We start from the raw sequence: 21658 nt of genomic DNA on the forward strand, positions 1-21658 counted from the left end.
ATTCACATGATTAGAGATAAAGAGACCCTCGACCACATCACCCAAACAATTCGCAACTTTGTTAACGACGAACTGATTCCTATGGAGCATTGGGTTGCAGAAAACGACCGTCTGCCAGAAGAGATTATTGAGCAGATGCGCGAGCTTGGGCTGTTTGGGCTAACTATCCCTGAAGAGTATGGCGGACTGGGTGTCACGATGGAAGAAGAAGTGACGTTGGCATTTGAGCTGGGACGCACATCCCCCGCGTTTCGTTCATTAATAGGAACAAATAATGGTATTGGCTCCTCTGGTCTTGTGATTGATGGGACAGAAGAGCAAAAGCAGAAGTATCTGCCTCGCCTTGCCAGTGGAGAGATCATTGGTTCATTCTGTTTGACCGAGCCAGAGTCAGGCTCAGATGCGGCCTCATTAAAAACGACAGCTATTAAGGATGGTGATACATACATCATCAATGGCACCAAACGCTATATCACCAACGCGCCGCAAGCTGGCGTCTTCACTGTCATGGCGCGCACGGATCCGCAAAACAAACGCTCTGGCGGTATTTCAGCATTCATTGTGGAGAGTGACACGCCGGGTATTACCTTGGGCAAGATTGATAAAAAAATGGGTCAAAAAGGCGCGCATACCTGTGATGTCATCTTTGACAACTGTGTCGTGCCAGCTGATGCACTCATTGGCGGTGTCGAGGGTGTTGGGTTTAAAACCGCGATGAAAGTCTTAGATAAAGGGCGTTTACACATTGCGGCAGCCAGTACTGGCGCGGCTACTCGTATGCTAGATGATGCGCTACATTATGCGGTCGAGCGTAAACAATTTGGTCAACCTATTGCTAGTTTTCAGCTCATCCAAGGCATGCTCGCTGACTCAAAAGCAGAGATTTATGCTGCCAAATCCATGGTACTAGATGCAGCGCGCCTGCGTGATGAAGGCAAAGATGTCGTGACCGAATCCTCATGCGCCAAAATGTTTGCCACCGAAATGTGTGGACGCGTGGCGGATAGAGCCGTACAAATCCATGGTGGCGCAGGTTATATCGCAGATTATGGTATTGAGCGTTTTTACCGTGATGTGCGTCTCTATCGTCTGTATGAAGGTACCACCCAAATTCAGCAAGTCATCATTGCTCGTAACATGATCAAAGAAGCCAGCGAGTAATCACGCAACTGATTCACCCACCAAAACACAAGGCGGTATTTGCTAGGATGCGGATGCCGTTCCCTCTATCTCTACCACCACGCCTCAAGTTAGTCTTTCATTCTCACAACGATAAGGATATACATTGTGAAAAGTGTCGCTATAACGTCCAACCCAAATGTAAGCGCTGTCCAAAAGCAGCCTTGGAAACTGGCCTTTGTTTTTTGTTTTTTGGTATTGCTATGTGATGGCGCTGACATCGGTATTCTTGCTTTTACCCTCTCTAGTCTCAAGCAAGAATTTGGATTAACCAATGTACAAGCTGGCGCGCTGGGTAGTTGGTCATTGTTTGGCATGGCGATTGGTGGAGTTTTTGGCGGCTGGGCCTGTGATCGTTTTGGGCGAGTACGCGTGATTGTTCTGGCGACTGGGATGTTCTCAATCCTATCTGGCTTTAGTGGCATGGTGCACAGCTATGAGCAGTTTATAGCATTACGAACCTTTGCTTGCTTGGGTCTGGGTAGTTTGTATATTGCGACCAATACACTCATGTCAGAGATGGTGCCGACCAAGCATCGAACCACTGTGCTTGCCGCGCTTATGACTGGTTTTACGCTCGGATCTTTGGTCATTACAAGTATTTCAGCATGGATTATTCCTAGCTATGGCTGGCGTACCCTATACCTTTTAACGTTTTTACCCATTCTCCTTTCAGTCTCCATGTATTTTCTAGTACCGGAACCACAATCTTGGAAAGAGGCTCGTGCCCGCAAGTTAAGTGGCGAGAAAAGCACACTACAAAAGGCGGAAAACCCCTACAAAGCCATATTTGAAAACCCCAAACATCGCATTATGTTTATATTGTGGTCGATGAGTTCAGGGCTTTTACTGTTTGGTTATTTTGGTGTGAGTAACTGGCTGCCGTCTTATCTAGAAACTGAGCTGGGTATCAAGTTTAAAGAAATGGCGCTATATATGGCGGGTACTTACCTAACGATGATGTTTGCTAAAGTAATAGCAGGTTTTATGGCGGATAAAATCGGTCGAAAAATAGTCTTTGCTTTTGGCACCATGGGCACCGCGCTATTCATCCCTTTCTTAGTCTATATGCATACTCCAGAAAACATTGGCTGGTTAATGATTACCTTTGGTTTCTTGTATGGCATCCCTTATGCTATAAACGCTACCTATTTGACCGAAAGCTTCCCGACAGCTATCCGAGGTACGGCCATTGGCGGTGCCTTTAATATCGGACGACTTGGCTCTGTGATTGCCCCTGTTGCTATCGGCTATATGGCGATGCATAACTCTATCGGTGCAGGTCTGCTGCTGATGGCAGGCGCGTACTTCTTGTGCGGTCTGATCCCAACTTTGTTTATCAAAGAAAAGCAGTATGATCCACAAGAGGGATAATACTGCCTCTTATGACAACTATCACTACCGTTCATACCGCATAGCGAAACAAACTCTCTGCATCGTGCTATGCTGAGACTGTAAATATACATTAATATAGTATAATTAAAGGCATCAACTATCATTAGCATATGACGATAAGAGCAGTATCGAAAGTGGATATTGGCTCATATAAGGCTCTGAGTAGTTAATTTTTTCTAACTCTACGTAGTTACTTTTTTTAAATAGTCACTTCTTATAATACTTGCATGGACTTAATTGGGGATAATAGACCACCTATGACGAATGACACCCTTGCCAATGACAACGCTAACCATGAGCTGCATATGGAGCTTTTAGAGCCCATTGCAGAGATGCGGGACAAAAACGACAGACAGTTTGTCACTGCATTGGCCCGCGGTCTTGAGCTGCTGCGCTGTTTTACCCCGCAGCGCCCTTATTTGGGCAATCAAGACCTCAGTCAGCTGACAGGGATTCCTAAAGGTACCATCACGCGTCTAACGTACACCTTGGTAAAATTAGGCTATCTAAAACAGTCTACCAATAGCAGCAAGTATCAGCTATCGACAGGGGTGCTTGGGTTTGGCTACACGATGATGACCAACATCTCTATTAATAACCTCGCGACCCCTTATATGGAAGAGCTGGCAGATTATGCCAATAGTGCGGTGGCTATGGCGACTCGCGATCGGTTGATGATGGTCTATCTCAATGTCGTTCAAGGCGCTGGTAGCACGACCATGCAACGCAATATCGGCTCATACCTCCCTATTCATTTAAGCTCGATGGGACGAGCTTGCCTCGCCAGTATGCCGCCTGCTGAGCAAGAGTTTATCCTCAATGCGATTCGTAATAAGTATAAAGATGATTGGCTAAAGATCAGACGAGGGCTAGATAAAGCCTTTCAAGATTATGAAGATTACGGCTATTGTTTTTCTATCAGTGAATGGCAAAAGGATGTCAATGCTGTTGCCATTGCGCTAATGCACCCGACGGAAGGTCTGCTCACGTTTAATTGCGGTGCGCCAAGCTTTATCTTGAGTCGCACCAAGCTAGAAGAAGACATCGCCCCTCGCCTGCTACATATGAAAAACATGATTGAGAGTAATTTATATATTAGCTAGCATCACTTAAATGTACCCTATAAAAATAACGAGTCATCCCCACCAACTATTCAAGCGATAATCGTATAAGCCATATAAGTTACTCATATCGCTTTTGCATTGCATTTTACTTGCCTTTTTATGTAACGTGCTTTTAGGTACGTTTTTTAAGGATTTACCATGAGCCAGCTTTTTTCGCCTTTAAAACTTGGGCAACTCACCCTAGATAACCGTATCATCATCGCACCCATGTGCCAGTACTCTGCCAATGACGGCGCGGCAAGCGATTGGCATACGATTCATATCGGGCAGATGAGCTTGAGTGGCGCAGGACTGCTGATTTTGGAAGCGACGGCAGTCAACCCGCAAGGACGCATCAGCTATGCTGATTTAGGATTATGGGATGACAGGACGCAAGCGGCACTGGATAAAACGCTAACGGCAATCAGGCAGTACAGCCCGATGCCGATAGGCGTCCAACTTGCCCATGCTGGACGTAAAGCGTCCACCGAAAAACCATGGGATGGCGGCGGTTCGATTGCTCCTGACAAGCTTAATGGCTGGCAAACGGTGGCACCATCGGCGCTCGCGTATGACGACAATTCCACTGTCCCCACGGCAATGGATCAAAATGACATTGATGCGCTCATAAGCGATTTTGTCCATGCGGCAAAACGCGCAGATGCGCTGGGACTTGACTTAATTGAACTTCATGGGGCGCACGGTTATCTACTACATCAGTTTTTATCGCCACTTTCTAACCAACGTGATGATCAATACGGCGGCAATCTTGAGAACAGGATGCGCTTGTTACTTGATGTATTTACCGCGGTGCGCGCTGATTTTTCAAGTAACAAGCCCGTGGGCGTGCGGGTGTCTGCAACCGATTGGGTTGAAGGCGGCTGGGATCTTGCGCAAACGATTGAGCTGGCTAAAGCATTAGAAGCTTTAGGCTGTGATTATATCCATGTGAGCACTGCAGGACTGAGCCCAGAACAGCAAATTCATGTGGAGCCGAACTTCCAAGTGCCTTTTGCAACCGCGATAAAAGAAGCAGTCAATATACCTGTCATCGCCGTGGGCTTAATCACCGAAGCCGAGCAGGCAGAAAGCATCATTACCGAGCAGCAAGCGGATGTGGTTGCCTTGGCACGCGGTATCCTCTATGATCCGCACTGGCCATGGCATGCAGCGGCCGAGCTTGGCGCAACCGTCAAAGCACCCAAACAATATCTGCGCTCAAGCCCGCATGGCAAGCCGTCTCCGATAGAGTAAGTGTATAGGTAATACTGGCTCAATGGGTTGAAACTAATTGAGCCTTGTTGTTATAAATGGAGCCATTAATGAGTACTTTTCAGCTTAAAAGTGGCTAAAACTCCAAATATGATTTTTTGTAAAATTAAAAGAGAAGTAAAGATTCATGTCGTTCAAGTGTTGACGATCAGCTCAGTGCTAGTATTGAACGAAAACAAGTCAATCTGTTGTTTAAAGAGTTAATGGATTCACTCATGAATTTAATCGATTTGTGGTTACAAGAATAAACCTTCCTGATTTTGTATTCTATTCGGCTAACATCAACTTTGCTTTAAGAAACGTCAGGTTAATTTCATCACAACTAGTGAAATTAAACTTACCTTTTGTAACTTCATTAAATCGTTCAAAGTAGTAGTTCAGTAGTGGGTCGTCTCTATCACCGTACACCCAACTATAGAACTTTGATAGCTCATAGTTTAACTGCCCGCCAAGTTTTGAGCGAACTCTAACTATAGAGTCATTTTCTAAATCAACGATGTTCATCACTTGAAGATTACTCTTAATTTCTTCAATCAGAGGTAAGAGAGACTCTTTGTAATTATCAGCTATTTGCACAAGTTCAGGATCAGTAACTTCTGCTTCGAAAATCATAATTAGATCATCAATTTCACGATTATAATAATCGTTGTCTAAGCGTTTTTTAGACTCATTTCTAAGAATATAGAGCTGTTCAAGCGGATCAGATTTCGTTTCAATCATTTGATCTGAAAGGTCTTTCCGATATTTGCTGAATAAACTTTCTATCCTGTCTGAAATAACATCTAAGTAGTCATATCGAATAACGAGAAATTTTAATAACTCATTTATATTCACGTTTAACAATAGATCTTCTGCATTTATATCTCTACTGTATAAATGGACACATAAATCGCCGCTATTGATATGACTCTCAAAAGGCCAACTAGCAAAGCGCTTTGATTTTGATTGATTTAGATTTACAGGATGAGCACCAAAGCAAGCTCTTATGGTTTTGAAATATTCGTTATCATCTTCATTAGAAAACAGTCGCTCATTAAAACACTTTTTCTCACCCAAAAATGGTATATTATTTTCATTTACAAAGACTCTGTGCAGTTGTTTGATTGATTCAGATATGAGGTCAATCGAAGATATCAAAGAATAGACCTGCATAGATTTTGTATCTATATTTTTATCAAGCTCAGGTGCATTTTCTAAATGTCGAACTGATACTGTAATCCAGTCTAGACAAGAACAGACTAGGTTAAAGAGGTTCTTACCACCTTTATTCTTATAGATTTGATATACAAAGTTTGAGTTAGAATTTATTAAATCTCGGAAGTCTCTAATTTTATCGTCACTAATAACATTTTTCATTTGTTACTAACCTTATAATTGACTGAAAGGCACATAACGCCGGGTTAAGCTGCAAAAGGCATGTGTTATCATTTTGAACGAAGCAAAACTGAGCCAACTACTTTATTTCCGGTTAAATTGCTTGTTATGTGAATGTACTAATCATCGATCTTCAGGTTTTGTGTATTTAACTTTTTCTGAGAACTCTTTAAGTTCTTCGATACTATGTTTGGTATGTACTCTTTCAATCGAAGGAGGCTGATGGTTGATACTTAAACCTGCACGTCTAGCCATTTTAGGTCGAATAGGTCGAAGGACAAAACCACCGCCACAATTTGAGCATACATTTTCTAATATTTCATTTACACATGTGACGCAAAAAGTGCATTCGTATGTGCAAATCATTGCTTCGGTAGAATCTGGTACTAAATCTTTATCACAACATTCACAAATAGGTCTAATTTCCAACATATATCAACTCCGTTTTGATTCATTTAGCGCTTGGTTCTTTGGCTTTAGAACGCAAATCGTATTGCAGCCCATAGCAACCACTGGTTATATTTTGGTGCCTACCAATTAATGATGAATGGTAAAACTGGTCGTAAGCCTTTAGATAATCTACCACGCTCATTATCAAGCATAAGTGTTACCATGTGCTCACTACCCAGCTCAATTTCAAGTCTATCAGCCGATTGTAATGTACGCAGCGTATCTAACATGTTCCCTAGTGGAACAGATACTTGAACGTTACTAATAAACTTAAATATTCCTATCTTTTAAACTCTGCTAACTTTACCAACAAAAGGCACGTAAATACACAAAGGCTCTTCTAATATCTTGGATCAGACAATTAGAAAATTTAGCTAGCATCAGTTAATTACAAATTTTTGCTTAGGCTATTTTACTTACTTCTTTTCTTTTATCTTTTCAACCAAAAAATCCACCGCCGCCTTTACCTTGGGCACCAAATAGCGCTGTTTTTGATACAGCAAATAAATCGCCATATCCGCATGCTGAGTGACGGCCAACTCATGCTCAAACGTCAGCTCTTGTAGCGCGCCCGACTCAAGATAGGACGCCAACGCCCATCGCGTGGACATTAAGATACCTTCGCCATTGCTGGCTTTTTGTGCCAGCCACGGGCCGTTATTTGACATCGCGACCACAGGCCCTGAGACATCGTGCCATTGCTCATCCACATAACATAACCATGGCGTTGGCCCTGCTGGCGCTTTAAAATAAAGGCCTCTATGCTCTTTTAACTCCATGACATGCTCAGGTACGCCATACTTTTCCAAATAACTAGGAGATGCAACTGGAATAAATTCATTATCCATGAGCCTTATCGCCAGCACCCGCTCGTTTGGTGCGTAGCCACCACGAATCGCAATATCGACATCATCACGCCCAAGGGCAGATAGCTCGTCACTCAAACTGACATCTAATACAATCTGAGGATATAACGCGCTAAACTCCTCTAACAACGGCAGCAATATCTTTTCACCGAATCCCACCATCGAGCTGATACGCAGACGCCCCATTGGCGTTGTTTGGTAACTTCGAACCGTTTCTTTGCTTTGCTCGAGTTGATTCAATATCTGCTGTACATCGTTGTAGTAAACACGCCCTACTTCCGTCAGTTTGACAATTCGGGTTGAGCGCTGTAATAGTGTCGCACCTAAGCTCTTCTCCAAGTCGGACACACGTCTCGACAACGAGGATGGCGGTACATCGAACGCCTTTGCCGCTTTGGTAAAGCTGCCTGTCTCCACAACTTTACTAAAATATCGTATTGCCCGTAGTTGATCCAACCAATTTCTCCATTGAATAAATATCTAAGTATAAGTAGCGAAACCTTTTTATAAATAGTAAAACATTTTTGTCTTATTATTGTCTTAAAAGCAATAGTGATTGACGTTTTACCCTATATATAACCACATTAAAACCAGTAATAATGTGTTTAACTTAATTAGCTCAAACAAAAATAACTTTTACGTCAATAAAGGAAGACGAATTTATGATTACTTTGCACGGTTTTGCCGCAAGCAACTATTACAACATCGTAAAACATGCGCTCTTATATAAAGAAGTACCTTTCCAAGAAAACTTAATCTTCGCTGGTAGCGACGAATTACTAAAAGTCAGCCCCGTTGGCAAAGTCCCCGCTATCACAACGGCTGAAGGTTTTAATTTGTCAGAAGCCAATGTCATTTGCGACTTTATCGAAGAGACTTATCCTGATACGCCGCTATACCCTACCGATGCCAGCGAACGTGCAGCCGTGCGCCAAATCATGAAAATAGCAGAGCTGTATCTTGAATTACCAAGCCGCCGACTGATTCCTTATGTATTTTCAGGTACACAGGCGCCCGATACCGTCAAAGAAGAAGTGCGTCAAGTGCTCACTCGTGGTATTGGTGCGTTAAATCGGTTGTGCCAGTTTTCACCTTGGATTGCTGGCGATACGTTCACAATGGCGGATATCTATGTTCATTATGTCAACGTCGTCGTCAAAGCCTGTGCGCCAAGCCAGCTTGACTGGGACGTGCTAGCAGAGATACCCGGTATGAAAGAATGGAACAAGACCATGAGTCAATCTGACATTGCCCAAAAAATAGAGGCCGATCGCGTCGCCAATATGCCTGAGTTTATGCAGCACGTGCAAGCTCAGATACAAGCTGCCAATGCTAAGTAACACTTGACGGTTAAATAGCCTTTTAAGCTACATCGCATTGAATAGAACTGAGTAATAAAAATTACCAATATTAAAATTATTCTTTTAATTGAACGACAAACAATCTCTCATCAATACACTAACATGAGTGATGCCACTCATATAACTACTTGCAGGAGCAAACCCTATGAGCAATAAAAACAAACAACTGGTTTCGACCATCAGTGATGACAACAAACTAACCTTATCTTTAAAAGACATTGAGATGCCACAGCCAGGTGCTGACGAAGTTGTCGTACGCATGGAAGCCATGCCATTAAACCCGTCTGACTTTGGGGTGATGTTCAGCGCCGCTGACATGTCAACCGCTGTACAGTCAGGCACCGATGACAGCCCAGTTATTACCGCTGATGTCCCTGCGAAGTTCATGCCAGCACTGAAAACGCGGGTGAATAAAGACACGCCTGTCGGTAATGAAGGCGCAGGTACGGTCATCGCAGCAGGCTCGTCAGAAGCCGCACAAGCACTCATGGGCAAAATGGTGGCGGTGATTGGTGGCGGTACGTATCGTCAGTATCACTGCGTGAACGTGAAAAGCTGCATAGAGATGCAGGACGGCACGACTGCTACCGAGGCCGCCTCGTCTTTTGTCAATCCACTCACCTCATTAGCCATGGTCGAAACCATGCGTGCTGAAGGCCACAAAGCTATTATCCATGCCGCAGCAGCCTCTAGCCTCGGTCAAATGCTCAACCGCATTTGTATGGCGGATGGGATTGATCTGATCAATATCGTGCGTAAAGAAGAACAAGAAAAGCTATTGCGTGATATGGGTGCAAAATACGTGGTCAATTCAAGCAGCGAGTCGTTCACTAAGGACTTAACCGCAGCGATCATCGAAACGGGCGCAACGATTTCATTTGACCCTGTTGGCGGCGGTAAGCTCACCAGCGATATTCTAAACTGTATGGAAGCGGCCATCACTCATGATGTCGAAGAATACAGCGTCTATGGCTCAAATACCTTTAAGCAAGCTTATATTTATGGCGCGCTAGACCGTGGCCCAATCACTTTGAACCGTAACTTTGGTTTTGCATGGGGCGTAAATGGTTTCTTATTATTCAATGCTCTTGGCAAACTAGGTAGCGAAACGGTCAAGTCAATGCGTAAGCGCGTGGCAGCAGAGATCACCACCACCTTTGCTAGCAGCTACACGCATGAAGTGACACTAGAAGAAGCGCTACAATTAAAATCTATTGCCGCTTATGGCAAACAAGCGACTGGTGAAAAATACTTAATTAAGCCTCAAGTCTAATGGTTGTTTGCAGCGTCATTTAAAAGCCGCTTTGCAATAATAGAAAAGCAGATATCGATGATGTCTGCTTTTTTTTGTGCTTGTTAGTTATAGGAATCTTTTTTTAGATTATTATTCTACAATGGTAGGCGGTAAGTAGATTGTAAATTCATTTATTGGCTCTACCAATACGCTATAAGGCGTATGTTGCTCGGCTTGCTCAACGATGCCTAGATCAGATAAAAGCTTGAAATTGGCTGATTTTAGTTTTGCTGGCTTGACTTTGAGTTCCTTGTGCCAGACCCGATAGGTACCGACTTTATTATCCCTTCGATAATAAAACCCAGCAAGAGGATGCGTCAGATACACCAATGCTGATTCAGCATCAGGAAAACCATCAAATACTATCTCGTCGGATTCTGATTGCACGATATCAACAGACGCTTTCGCCCAACTGGATGACGTCTCCATGTGGTACTTTTCATATAGCCCCGTTGATTTGTTTAGGACACAATCGAAGTTTACTTCTCCGCTGTGCCACGGCAAATTCCATAAGTATCGAGGAACTGCTAGCGTCCATGAATCGAGCGTTGTACCAAGAAACCATACACAGCGCTCACCAGTTTTCGTATCGATGATATAAATACGGTAGTTCGTCTGCCCCATCGTAAATTTTGGTAAAGGGAAAACAGCTGAGGTAAAGTCGACATCGATAAAAGGCACGACTGATATCAGTCCCATCTCTTGGCCGTCTATTTCTACGACATCTAGTTTAAATCGAGCAGGAAATAGACCTTTGAATCTATCCGCTGGTACGGCATAAGTTATAATCGCGAAATGCTTCAGGCCGCAAAGAACGTCTATACCTTTTGGCTTAGGTCTCTTAGTTATGTAATCTGCTAACTTACGCGCTTCTTGCACAATACTTCCTTAAAGTTTTAACGCTTCGTTGAGAAGCAGTTAAGTTTTTAGATAAAACAATCAATAAAAGTAATAAAGATGGTTTGTCCTTGGTATTTCAAACATGGCACTATAAAAACTAATAACCTTTGATCAATCCTCTTATATCTCACCCATTACTTTACCGCATTTTCGTCTTCTACAACGTCTTAAAATACTATATATGACGCCACTTCATAATTCCATCAAACAACTCATTTGTAAACAATTGATTGTCAATAGCCATAAATTTTACGGTAATTGCTTGTAGATACTGGCAACGATATCTGCTTTTTTGTCTCTAACTAAAAGTCATCGCCACTTCGTATTTACTCACAATTTGTATAGACCTTAACAAGGATAATCTCACCATAATATCCTCAAAATCGGTGAATCAGATGCCAAAAGTAATCAATTAACATTACTACTAAACTTTTGGTTGCATCTGCTCCTTATTACGCCTAGTATTTCGCCCTTCTAAATAATTCTACTATTTACAATAAAGAGGGATTTATTATGGCAACTCATTCAGTCACTATTATTGATGGCGGCTTGGGCCGAGAGCTGGCCAAACGCGGCGCACCATTTCGTCAGCCTGAATGGTCGGCGCTGGCAATGATCGAAGCGCCTGAGATCGTCCGTGACGTGCACCGTGCCTTTATCCAAAGCGGCGCAGCAGTGATTACCACCAACAGTTATGCGCTCGTGCCTTTTCATATTGGCGAAGAGCGTTTTGCCAATCAAGCGCAAGCATTGGCTACCTCAGCAGGTAAGATGGCGCGCGCTGCAGTCGAGATGGAAGGCCGCGACACTAAGATTGCAGGTTCAATCCCGCCGCTATTTGGCTCATACCGTGCCGACTTGTTTGACGCCGATCATGTAGAAGATATCGCCACGCCGCTTATCAAAGGTTTGAGCGAATATGTGGACTTTTGGCTCGCAGAAACCCAAAGCCTAATCGCTGAATCTGTCGCTGTTCGCGAGTTACTGAACACGCTCGATACTGACAACAAACCGTTATGGGTCTCGTTCACGTTGGAGGACAGCGAGCATCTCGATGTGCCGCGTTTACGTTCAGGCGAGACGGTAAAAGAAGCCGTTACCAAAATGGCAGATATCAATGTAGAAGCAATCTTGTTTAACTGCTGTCAGCCAGAAGTGATCGACCAAGCGCTTGATGTAGCTCAAAGCGTGTTGCAAGACAAGAATGCCACGCACATCAAACTTGGCGCGTATGCCAACGCCTTTCCACCACAGCCAAAAGACGCTACAGCGAACGATGGCCTCGATGAAGTGCGTGATGACCTAACGCCACCTGCCTATCTGGTCTGGGCAAAAAAATGGCAAACCCAAGGCGCATCACTGATCGGCGGTTGCTGCGGTATTGGCCCAGAGCATATTCAGGCATTGAGCCAGCATTTCACAGATACTTTGACAACAGGTACTTTGACAACAGATACTTTGACAACAGGTACCTCGACAAAATAGAGATCGCACGATGCAAAATGGACAAAAAATTGGGCTAACCATGCTCACTGCCATCGTGTTTAGCTCGATGGTCGGTGCAGGTATTTTTAGCCTACCGCAAAACATGGCCGAAGTGGCAGGCGTGAACGCCATCATTACGGCATGGATCATCACAGGCGTGGGTATTTTATTCCTCGCGGGCTGCTTTTTGCATTTATCACGCCTAAAGCCTGAGCTGGATGGTGGTATTTATACCTATGCCAAAACAGGATTTGGCGATTTGGCAGGCTTCTTTTCGGCATGGGGTTACTGGCTGTGTGCGACCATTGGTGTGGTCGGTTACTTGGTTGTGGCGTTTGCCGCGCTGGGTAGCTTTATTGATACACCAACCAGTATTGTTTTTGGTGAAGGCAATACGCTATGGGCGCTGGTCGGTGAATCTATCATTTTATGGCTGGTGCATTATTTGGTACTGCGCGGCGTTAAGCAAGCGGCCTTTATTAACTTGCTGGCAACCTTGGCAAAAAGTCTACCGCTCATTGCTTTTATTGTGTTTGCCTATTATGCCTTTGATATGCAGACATTTAACGCTGACCGCGCGGGAACGACGTTGGACGTGCCATTTATGGAGCAGGTCAAAGGGACAATGCTGATCACCCTATGGGTATTTACGGGTATCGAGGGCGCGATTGTCTTATCGCAACGTGCGAAGAGGCGCGCTGATATTGGCCGCGCTACTTATATCGGCGTGTTGTGTGCGCTGGTGTTGTATGTTGCCATTACCCTGCTCTCTCTCGGGGTCATGAGCCGTGTGGATGTGGCGGCACTCAGCAACCCATCGATGGCAGGTATCATGGCGCAAATGACGGGCGACGTGGGTAAATGGGTCATTAGTATTGGACTTATCGTTTCGGTATTGGCCTCTTATCTGAGCTGGATTCTTTATTCTGCTGAAGTGCCGTTTACCGCTGCGAAGTACAATGCGTTTCCGCGTATCTTTATCAAGCAAAACGCCCAAGGCACACCAACAGCTTCGCTCATGCTGACCAGCTTGACCGTGCAGCTGTGCTTACTGATGATTTTTTTGACCGGTAAAGGCTACAACACTCTAGTCATCATCTCCACCTCGATGATTTTGATTCCTTACTTTTTGGTTGGGGCTTATTTGGTCAAGGTATCATTTGCACAGTCAGAGCGCTGGAGCATCAAAGCCATCGGTCTGGGCGCAAGTGTCTATGGTCTGTGGCTGATTTATGCTGCAGGGGTAGAAAACCTGCTGCTGTCGCTCCTACTGTATATCCCAGGTTTGGCGATTTTTTACTACAGTCGCTATCAATCTCGGCAGCAGTTAACATAACCCAGCTGATCAATAGCTAGCGATACTGACAATATAAAAGGTCCAAAAACGATGGTTCTTGGACCTTTTTTAGTAGCGGTCAAGGCTTTAGAATATATGCAATCAAAGAAAAAACCGTAAATACCAAATTTTAACAAGGAAAAATCACCACCTCATCCCCTTCTTGCCACGGTTGAAACTTGGTCATGACTTGCAAAAATAACGGATGGTCAAGCCATTTTTGTAGCCACTGCTGCAATTTAGGATAAGGCAAACTATAAAAAACCTCACGATCAACATGCGCAAACTGACGAACAAAAGGTATGATACCGATATCGGCGATGGTCACGCGATTGCCTAACAGGTAAGTATTTTTAGATAGTAATTCCTCCAAAATCTGCAAAAACACTTCGCCTCGCTGTCGATACTCGGTCTGAGTCATCTCTAGATGCCAATCGGCATATTTATAACGATCTAACCACTGCTTAAATTCATTGTCGTTTTGTGCTATCAGTGCATTAGCCTCAGATAAAATTTTTTCATCTAGCAGTCCTTGAGGATCGTTTTGCTTAAGCGCCCACATCATAATCTCAACACTTTCTTCAATGACGGGCCCATCCGCCAACTGCAAAACTGGTACCGTACCTTTTGGACTAATCGCTAGCATTTGCTCAGGTTTATTCTTCAACGTAATCTCCCGCAGCTCCACGGACAGCTCAGCAAATAGGATGCCGAGACGAGCGCGCATGGCATAGGGACAGCGACGAAAAGAGTACAAGCGATGAAACGGTGAAGTCATAATTATTTTCCACAATTGAATAGGAATTAAATAGTAGGTCAACAAGAGCCAGTGGGCTTAAACTCCTTGGTATCGATATTCATAAAGGAGTTTTTGAATACTCTATCGATTTATAATTGGCCATAGCTTCTACCAACGACTGCGGCAGATAAGCGCCTTTGAGATGCGCGTGCGGATAATGCTGCTCAAGCCACGATTGATAGTTAGAGACGGTTAGCGTACCACAATATAGCAAATATAAAACCTGCACGCCGATGCTACGTGACAACCCCATGACGCAATGGAAATTGATAAGCGTGATAAGGCTACCCTCTATTTTATCTTTATTATTGGTGATAAACGCCCGTGTCTCAGCTAATCGTATCAAAGCGTCAATTCGCTCAAATAAGTCAATGTAATCCTTGAGCAGTACGTCGTTTAATGGCTGCAAATCCAATAATGGCAAATACAAGTAATGAACAGGCGCAGACGCGGTGTCTTTAGTGGTCATTTCAAGTTTATCAACATGGCTAGATATTTCAGCAGCTAAATCAACAACGATAATTTGATAGCGAACTGAAGGCTTATTATTTTCAGGCGAGCGCAACCAATCTGTTAAATAAGTATTGATACCTGTCTGCGTCAATCGAGGTGAGGCCACAACGGCGACACTGTCACTCATAGCATATGACGTGAGTGGATATTTTTGACCTTTTGAAAAAACTTCAAAATACCACTGTCCCAACAATGACATAGCGTTGTACATAATAATGATGGGAGCAAACTTCATCCAAGTATGTACGGTAAGTCGTCCGCTACTGGACTTTTGAAACCAGCGTGTACCTTGCATTGGTCTGGTTTGCTGATAAGCACAAGCTAACATCGCAAAACTAATCAGCCAGTATAGAGCGATGATAATAGCGAAGGTTTCTATCATTTCAGCCGCTATCATACTCATATTAGCAAGGTAAAACCCTGCAATTGCTATCAATAAAAACCCTATACCACCTATTGCCAGATGTTTAATCACCAGTGCACTACGGACTCGATTTGAAAGTATGAGCACCAACACTGCCAACACTACCCCGCCGAACATATCTAACAAATGATGCTGATACGTCAACACCGTTGAAAGAGCAATCAATGTACATATACCCACCAGTAATAATCGATAAAGCATTGAAACCCATCGTTTTTTGGACTCTGCAACATCCCATAAAGATATGCCAAGCAAGATGGCATAACTGACATGCAAAGATGGTAGCTGGTTAAATGGCTTGTCCACCAACTGCAAAAACTGGTAGCCGAATTGTGTCCAATCATCAGGTATCAGTCGATGAAATGAGAACCGAGCGGGATAAAAATAGAAGATTAAACAGGCAAAAACAGTCGCCAAAATTAGACGATAGGTTAATAAGGATAGTTGCGTAGACGTCCGTACTAAGAAAAAGCTCACCACAAATAAAACCAACGACCAGCTGTAAGGAACAATCATAGCAGGAATAAAAGGAATGGTGCTATCGAACGGCGTGGCTAGGTTATGAACTTTTGATGGATAAAGTTTATACAGGGAGACACTATAAAAAGTCGTCAAGTTGTAGAGTAGATAAAATATCGCTAACGCAAGACCTAGGTGTCTGAAACGTGTTGATGGATTTAGTAGCACCTAGTACCTCGTTTAACTATTGAATAAACATCTAGAAAAAACTTCAAAAATATAAATACATCTAAAGTTATTATAATAGCAACTTATTGTTGGCTAAAAACCATTAATACCTATTGGAAACACAGTGATTTTAAATTTATACTGAACTATTTTCCATAATTAGAAGGGTTGAAACATGCAGTTCTTAGGGATGATAAGCCAGCAGTTAAGTCGTTTCACGGCATTGGTTATTATTTTAGCGGCCGCAGTGACATTTATAGAGCCTGCGACTTTTTCTTGGGTGACAGGCGATACTCAAATCATCGTTCTGGGTATCATTATGCTCGCAATGGGTATGACACTAGGCAAAGAAGACTATAAAATATTGGCCAAGCGTCCGCTTGATATTTTTATTGGCTCTGTTATCCAATATACAATCATGCCCATTTTAGCGATTAGCGTGGCTAGGCTATTTGATTTATCACCAGGCTTGACACTAGGTCTGGTATTGGTTGGTACGTGTCCCGGTGGCGTGTCTTCAAACATTATGAGCTACCTTGCAAAAGGTGATGTGGCATTTTCAGTAGGTATGACCACAGTATCAACCATCGTTGCCCCCTTAGTGACACCTCTTTGGCTCAATTATTTGGTTGGTCAATCTGTGGAGATGGATGGATGGGGTATGTTCCGATTTATGCTATTAGTGACGTTATTGCCAGTCGCTATCGGCTCTATATTAAACATTCTATTTCAAAACAAGCAGTGGTTTGATGATGTGCGTGCAGTGATGCCAGGCGTTGCTGTATTAGCTTTTGCCGCTATCGTCGGTGGCGTTGCCGCTGTATTTGATGATCAGTTCTTGCAGTCAGGGCTAGTCGTTATTTTAGCGATTGCAGTGCACAATATCGTCGGCTACATATTGGGTTACTACTCAGGGGCATTGTTCGGTATGAGCAAACCCAAAAAACGTACGATATCTATTGAGGTTGGCGTACAAAATGCAGGGTTAGCCACGGGCTTAAGCACAAAGTTTTTCCCTGGTAATGCAGAGTCCGCTATCGCTGCTGCCGTTGCTTGTATTTGGCACTCTGTTTCTGGTTCTATATTAGCAAACGTATTTGCGTGGTGGGATAAGCGTCAAGAGGCAAAATCTCCTACTCTTAGTGATACTGATGAGATCATAGAATTTGGCAAACCAGTCAAGAATAGTTGATTTTGACATAAGATAATAAACTTAAGCCGCTATGTTAGATCATTTTTTCTAGCATAGCTCTATATATAATTACCATGCCAATCATTTGCGGTCTTATCGAAGCATCGGCCTGAGATAAGACCCTTTTATCAAGCAATTCCTAACGATCTCTCGTCTCAAGCACTACTACGTCTACACTCCCTCAAATCACCAACTCATATTATCTCCAAATTTAGTCAAGGCGATTGGCGTTAGGATTACTGATTTTAGTAATTGCTAAATGCTAAATGCTAAATGCTAAATGCTAAATGCTACGCTTAATACTTATTTTCTAGCGATGTCGGTTTATATGATGTGATAAATGCTGAGCTTAAGGTTCAGTTAAGATTGCTCCTTTATGATGCTTCCATGACGTTAATCGCGCTAAGAGCCTTTAACCATTTGGAGACAGCTGATGTCATTATCTATTGATAGCACTCATATCTTAAAGAATGTTCTAAATACGACCTTTTATATTGAAGCGGTTAAGCCAATGTCAATATTGGAAGTGCAAGGAATACCCTCATCCCTCTATATTCGTGCCAGTACGCAAACGCCAATAGCGACATCGCCTACTTCATATGCTCAAAATCAAGATGCCCAAGCATTTATCAAACGCATATATGAGTATATTCATCACGCCCGATTGAGCTACTTTATGCCCATTTTGTTTTCAGGTTTTTCCAATATGCCATCCTATGGCGATTGGTTATCCACTGATGATAATACCTTGCCAGCGTTTAAAGGCACGAGCGTTGCTATCGGTCTAAAGCCTATTTGTGAAGATAAGATATTTTTAGAGCAGTATTTAAATACTCCGATACAAAATGAGATCAGCAGAGTAGCAGGCGAACCTGTCAGTCGTCAGCGCATTTTTGAGATTGGCAATTTGGCTTCAGGGTGTGCTGGTAGTGCGCGGCTTATGATAGCATTTTTGGTGTTTTATTTATCCACCCCTACCCTAAATCCTACGACTCATGAATACCAAACCAAAGCAGACTGGGTTGTGTGTACTGGCACCGATGCGGTAAGGCATATATTGGCACATATGGGCATTCGCAGTCATGTCATTGCGAAAGCCACTGCAGAAGCGCTAGAAGACCCTGAGCAAGTATCTTCATGGGGCCATTACTATCAGCACAATCCCTTGGTCGTCGCCATCAATGTGGCCGATGCTAAGCGGGTATGCGCCACGCATTATCGCTATACCGAAACGTTAGAGACAAACCCTATCACGCGTTTGACGCTAAATAAGATAGCTGTTTAATACTCATTCATTAGCCAACCAATAACACTGCACCACCAAAAGACAGTGAGAATACTATGACACCCATTTATACCGCGATATGTCAGCATGCCCGCCAAACTCCCAAGCAGGTGGCGATACAAACGATAACTGACCATAACACGACCAGTCTGACCTATGAGCAATTGCAACGTACGTTGTCATCGCTTCATGAAAAATTAGAAAAATGGCAAGGCAAGCGTATCGCCTTATATGCGCATAATGACATAGATTGGGTCTTACTCGATTTGGCATTGAGCACCGTCGGCGCGGTCGTTGTGCCAATCCCCTTATTCTTTAGTGCCGCGCAAATTGCGCACTTACTACAAGATGCGCAGATAGAGATGGTATACGTTGGCGCGGGTTTAAAACTGCCACTCATAGACGATACGGATAACTGGATAATTGCTGATACACCAGAGACAAAAACCATCAAATCTGAGCCAGTGACTCATATCACAGGCCTTTTTTATCAACTTGCTGGCACCATCACTGACCATACCCTCACCGCTCAAAACTCCTCTACCGCCAGTGATTTTTGTAAAGTGACTTACACCTCAGGCAGTACGGGCATGCCAAAAGGCGTGTGTTTGGGTCAAGAGACATTGATGCGTATTGTTGAGTCGTTATCGGGTGCGCTCGCTGATACCTTGACAGATGACGCTACTCACGCGCCAAAAGTGAGCAATACCACAAGCAATTTTAGTCATTTGAGCGTGTTGCCTTTTGCCACTTTATTAGAAAACGTGGCAGGCGTCTACGTGAGCCTATATATGGGGCGCACCTTGGTGACGGGGCACATTGATCAATTTGGTTTGTTATCCAATCAAGCTTTTGATGCCAAGCGCCTGATGACAACGGTGCAAACATACCATATCGCCAGCGTTATTTTATTACCGCAAATGCTAAAAGCGATTTGCGAGCACATGGCCGCCAATGGAGCAACCAAATCCAGCACCAATGTTGCTGTGCCGTCGTTAAAATTTATGGCAGTCGGTGGCGGCAAAGTCTCGCCTCAATTACTAAAGGACGCCAGTGCCCTAAGCTTGCCTGTCTATGAAGGCTATGGTTTGTCTGAATGCGGCTCGGTGGTCAGCCTGAATACGCCAAAAGCCAATCGTACAGGCAGTGTCGGCAAACCGATGCCTCATGCATCGGTCAGCATCGCAGACAGTGGCGAGGTGATGGTTAAAGGCAATGCGATGCAAGGCTACCTAAACCATGACGATAATCAGGATGACGACGGCATCATTGCCACAGGGGATATCGGTCATTTAGATGACGATGGCTATTTGTACATCACGGGTCGACGCAAAAACGTACTCATCAGTAGTTTTGGCCGCAACATCTCACCTGAATGGGTAGAAGCGCAGCTCTCAACGCAGCCCATTATTTATCAGGTCGCGGTACTCGGAGATGGTGAGCCGCATTTGTCTGCGGTGATAGTCGCCAACCCCAACATGACCGCAACGAGCAATGACCCACAATCTGCAATTGAGCAGGCGATAGATGTCGTCAACCAAACCTTGCCTGACTATGCGCGTATCAAACAGTGGCATCTCGCCGAGCAGCCTTTTAGTACGGACAATGAATTATTAACCGATAACGGTAAGCTGCGACGCGCGCACATTTTTACCGCTTATCAATCGGCACTCGGCTTATAACGGACGCTTTCGCCAGCAATATAACAATAGGACCATATTATGCAAACCACTCTGATGACAAATGATTTGATAGAAAGCGACTTGATAAAAAGTGACGTTATCGACATTGATACTCCTGAAGCGCTAACCGCTCAATCGTCTGCCAGTGTCTCATTGCCGAAGACCGCTGATATTTTAGCGGACTTGCAAACCCATGGCTGGACGTTACTTCGAGGTTATCACTACGATGTCGAGACGTTTAGCCAATTGATGAGTCAGCTCTGTCAAACGCTAACCTACGACCCTGCCCGCCAAAACATCACCTCTGAAGCGCAAAAAGTGGATGCAGGCACGCATGCGATTGGCCTACATATCGAAAATGGCAATACGCCGATGCCACCTGATGTCATTGCTTTTTTTAGTGAATTGAGCGCCAAAAAAGGCTCACAAACAACGATATGTGATGGACATGCGGTGTATCAAGCACTATCACCTGAGCTAAAGGCCACTTTTAGTCAGCCGATGCGTATCAGTCGCCATTTGCCTCAGGCCATTTGGCAAAATTACGTGGCGACTGCGACCGGTAGAACAGATGCCGATCAAATAAGTTTGGCTGATTTAGAGACCTTTATCACGGCAACGACGAGCCAAACATTAACGCATCATGTAGAACCTCAGACAGACGGCGGCGTTCGGTACGTGTTACAGATACCTGCAATTCGAGAGGACAACTTAAGCGGTCAACTTGCTTTTGCCAATACCTTGCTTGGGCCTTCATTTAACTATGAAAAACCTGAGTTCACCCTAGCCAATGGTCAACCCGTCGATGATGCGCTCTTAGATGAGCTGACACAGATTTGTGAAAAATACACTCAAGACATTGCGTGGCAAAATGGCGATGTGGTGATACTGGACAACAAACGCATCATGCATGGTCGTCGTCAGATTGACGTGCCTTTAGCAGAGCGCAAGCTGTATATTGCGATGGGGCTTGGCATCAGACACGGCATGAATCACTCAAACGATTAGCAACAGCGTATATCACTAAATTCGTGCTTTAGTAATCCATGCTTTAATAATAA

General features: G+C 43.9%; 18 protein-coding genes. 12 read left to right on the forward strand and 6 right to left on the reverse strand.

Annotated features, from left to right (window positions below; genetic code table 11):
- The first annotated feature begins 6 nt into the window (after positions 1 to 6).
- From ACTXGK_RS23425 to ACTXGK_RS23440, 4 genes are all read left to right on the forward strand, one after another.
- Positions 7 to 1161 carry an acyl-CoA dehydrogenase family protein gene (locus tag ACTXGK_RS23425; protein WP_443516116.1) on the forward strand — a complete coding sequence of 385 codons (1155 nt, stop codon included), beginning with the start codon at positions 7 to 9 and terminating at the stop codon, positions 1159 to 1161.
- Between the two features lie 126 nt (positions 1162 to 1287).
- Positions 1288 to 2553 carry an MFS transporter gene (locus ACTXGK_RS23430; RefSeq protein ID WP_443516114.1) on the forward strand — a complete coding sequence of 422 codons (1266 nt, stop codon included), beginning with the start codon at positions 1288 to 1290 and terminating at the stop codon, positions 2551 to 2553.
- 278 nt (positions 2554 to 2831) lie between these two features.
- Positions 2832 to 3677: an IclR family transcriptional regulator gene (locus ACTXGK_RS23435; protein ID WP_443516112.1), complete on the forward strand. Its 846-nt coding sequence runs from the start codon at positions 2832 to 2834 to the stop codon at positions 3675 to 3677.
- A gap of 159 nt (positions 3678 to 3836) precedes the next feature.
- Positions 3837 to 4931 carry an NADH:flavin oxidoreductase/NADH oxidase gene (locus ACTXGK_RS23440; RefSeq protein ID WP_443516110.1) on the forward strand — a complete coding sequence of 365 codons (1095 nt, stop codon included), beginning with the start codon at positions 3837 to 3839 and terminating at the stop codon, positions 4929 to 4931.
- Positions 4932 to 5216: 285 nt separating this feature from the next.
- On the opposite strand, the gene ACTXGK_RS23445 is transcribed toward ACTXGK_RS23440, so the two are convergent.
- The 3 genes from ACTXGK_RS23445 to ACTXGK_RS23455 form a co-directional block, all read right to left on the reverse strand.
- Positions 5217 to 6305, reverse strand: a complete 1089-nt coding sequence (locus ACTXGK_RS23445; RefSeq protein ID WP_443516109.1) for a hypothetical protein — start codon at positions 6303 to 6305, stop codon at positions 5217 to 5219.
- Between the two features lie 141 nt (positions 6306 to 6446).
- Complete coding sequence (locus ACTXGK_RS23450; protein WP_443516107.1) at positions 6447 to 6755, reverse strand: DUF1272 domain-containing protein; 309 nt, start codon at positions 6753 to 6755, stop codon at positions 6447 to 6449.
- 434 nt (positions 6756 to 7189) lie between these two features.
- Entirely contained in the window at positions 7190 to 8095 is a 906-nt protein-coding gene (locus ACTXGK_RS23455) for a LysR family transcriptional regulator (RefSeq protein WP_443516105.1), read from the reverse strand.
- A 206-nt stretch (positions 8096 to 8301) separates the two neighbouring features.
- Between ACTXGK_RS23455 and ACTXGK_RS23460 the strand changes: the two genes are divergently transcribed.
- Together ACTXGK_RS23460 and ACTXGK_RS23465 are read left to right on the forward strand one after the other, a co-directional pair.
- A complete protein-coding gene (locus ACTXGK_RS23460; protein WP_443516104.1) occupies positions 8302 to 8979 on the forward strand; it encodes a glutathione S-transferase family protein in 678 nt (225 codons plus the stop codon).
- A 166-nt stretch (positions 8980 to 9145) separates the two neighbouring features.
- Positions 9146 to 10273, forward strand: coding sequence for a zinc-binding dehydrogenase (locus tag ACTXGK_RS23465; protein ID WP_443516103.1), 1128 nt, complete (start codon positions 9146 to 9148; stop codon positions 10271 to 10273).
- A gap of 111 nt (positions 10274 to 10384) precedes the next feature.
- On the opposite strand, the gene ACTXGK_RS23470 is transcribed toward ACTXGK_RS23465, so the two are convergent.
- Positions 10385 to 11173 (reverse strand): DUF2071 domain-containing protein, encoded by a 789-nt coding sequence (locus ACTXGK_RS23470; protein WP_443516101.1) that lies wholly within the window; start codon positions 11171 to 11173, stop codon positions 10385 to 10387.
- 534 nt (positions 11174 to 11707) lie between these two features.
- On the opposite strand from ACTXGK_RS23470, the gene ACTXGK_RS23475 reads away from it, so the two are divergent.
- Entirely contained in the window at positions 11708 to 12679 is a 972-nt protein-coding gene (locus ACTXGK_RS23475) for a homocysteine S-methyltransferase family protein (protein WP_443516100.1), read from the forward strand.
- A gap of 10 nt (positions 12680 to 12689) precedes the next feature.
- Positions 12690 to 14015, forward strand: a complete 1326-nt coding sequence (locus ACTXGK_RS23480; protein WP_443516098.1) for a basic amino acid/polyamine antiporter — start codon at positions 12690 to 12692, stop codon at positions 14013 to 14015.
- A 130-nt stretch (positions 14016 to 14145) separates the two neighbouring features.
- On the opposite strand, the gene ACTXGK_RS23485 is transcribed toward ACTXGK_RS23480, so the two are convergent.
- Together ACTXGK_RS23485 and ACTXGK_RS23490 are read right to left on the reverse strand one after the other, a co-directional pair.
- On the reverse strand, positions 14146 to 14793 hold the full coding sequence (locus ACTXGK_RS23485; protein WP_443516096.1) for a glutathione S-transferase: 648 nt from the start codon (positions 14791 to 14793) through the stop codon (positions 14146 to 14148).
- Between the two features lie 79 nt (positions 14794 to 14872).
- Entirely contained in the window at positions 14873 to 16438 is a 1566-nt protein-coding gene (locus tag ACTXGK_RS23490; protein ID WP_443516095.1) for a phosphatase PAP2 family protein, read from the reverse strand.
- A 175-nt stretch (positions 16439 to 16613) separates the two neighbouring features.
- Between ACTXGK_RS23490 and ACTXGK_RS23495 the strand changes: the two genes are divergently transcribed.
- The 4 genes from ACTXGK_RS23495 (at position 16614) to ACTXGK_RS23510 (ending at position 21605) form a co-directional block, all read left to right on the forward strand.
- The gene (locus tag ACTXGK_RS23495) at positions 16614 to 17630 is read left to right on the forward strand and encodes a bile acid:sodium symporter family protein (protein ID WP_443516093.1); all 1017 of its coding nucleotides are present in this window, start codon (positions 16614 to 16616) and stop codon (positions 17628 to 17630) included.
- Between the two features lie 433 nt (positions 17631 to 18063).
- A complete protein-coding gene (locus ACTXGK_RS23500) occupies positions 18064 to 18915 on the forward strand; it encodes a thermostable hemolysin (protein ID WP_443516091.1) in 852 nt (283 codons plus the stop codon).
- Positions 18916 to 18971: 56 nt separating this feature from the next.
- Complete coding sequence (locus tag ACTXGK_RS23505) at positions 18972 to 20597, forward strand: AMP-binding protein (RefSeq protein WP_443516089.1); 1626 nt, start codon at positions 18972 to 18974, stop codon at positions 20595 to 20597.
- 39 nt (positions 20598 to 20636) lie between these two features.
- Positions 20637 to 21605: a TauD/TfdA family dioxygenase gene (locus ACTXGK_RS23510; protein WP_443516087.1), complete on the forward strand. Its 969-nt coding sequence runs from the start codon at positions 20637 to 20639 to the stop codon at positions 21603 to 21605.
- Positions 21606 to 21658 lie beyond the last annotated feature (53 nt).

The organism is Psychrobacter sp. T6-5, from assembly GCF_052258485.2.
Taxonomy (GTDB): Bacteria; Pseudomonadota; Gammaproteobacteria; order Pseudomonadales; family Moraxellaceae; genus Psychrobacter.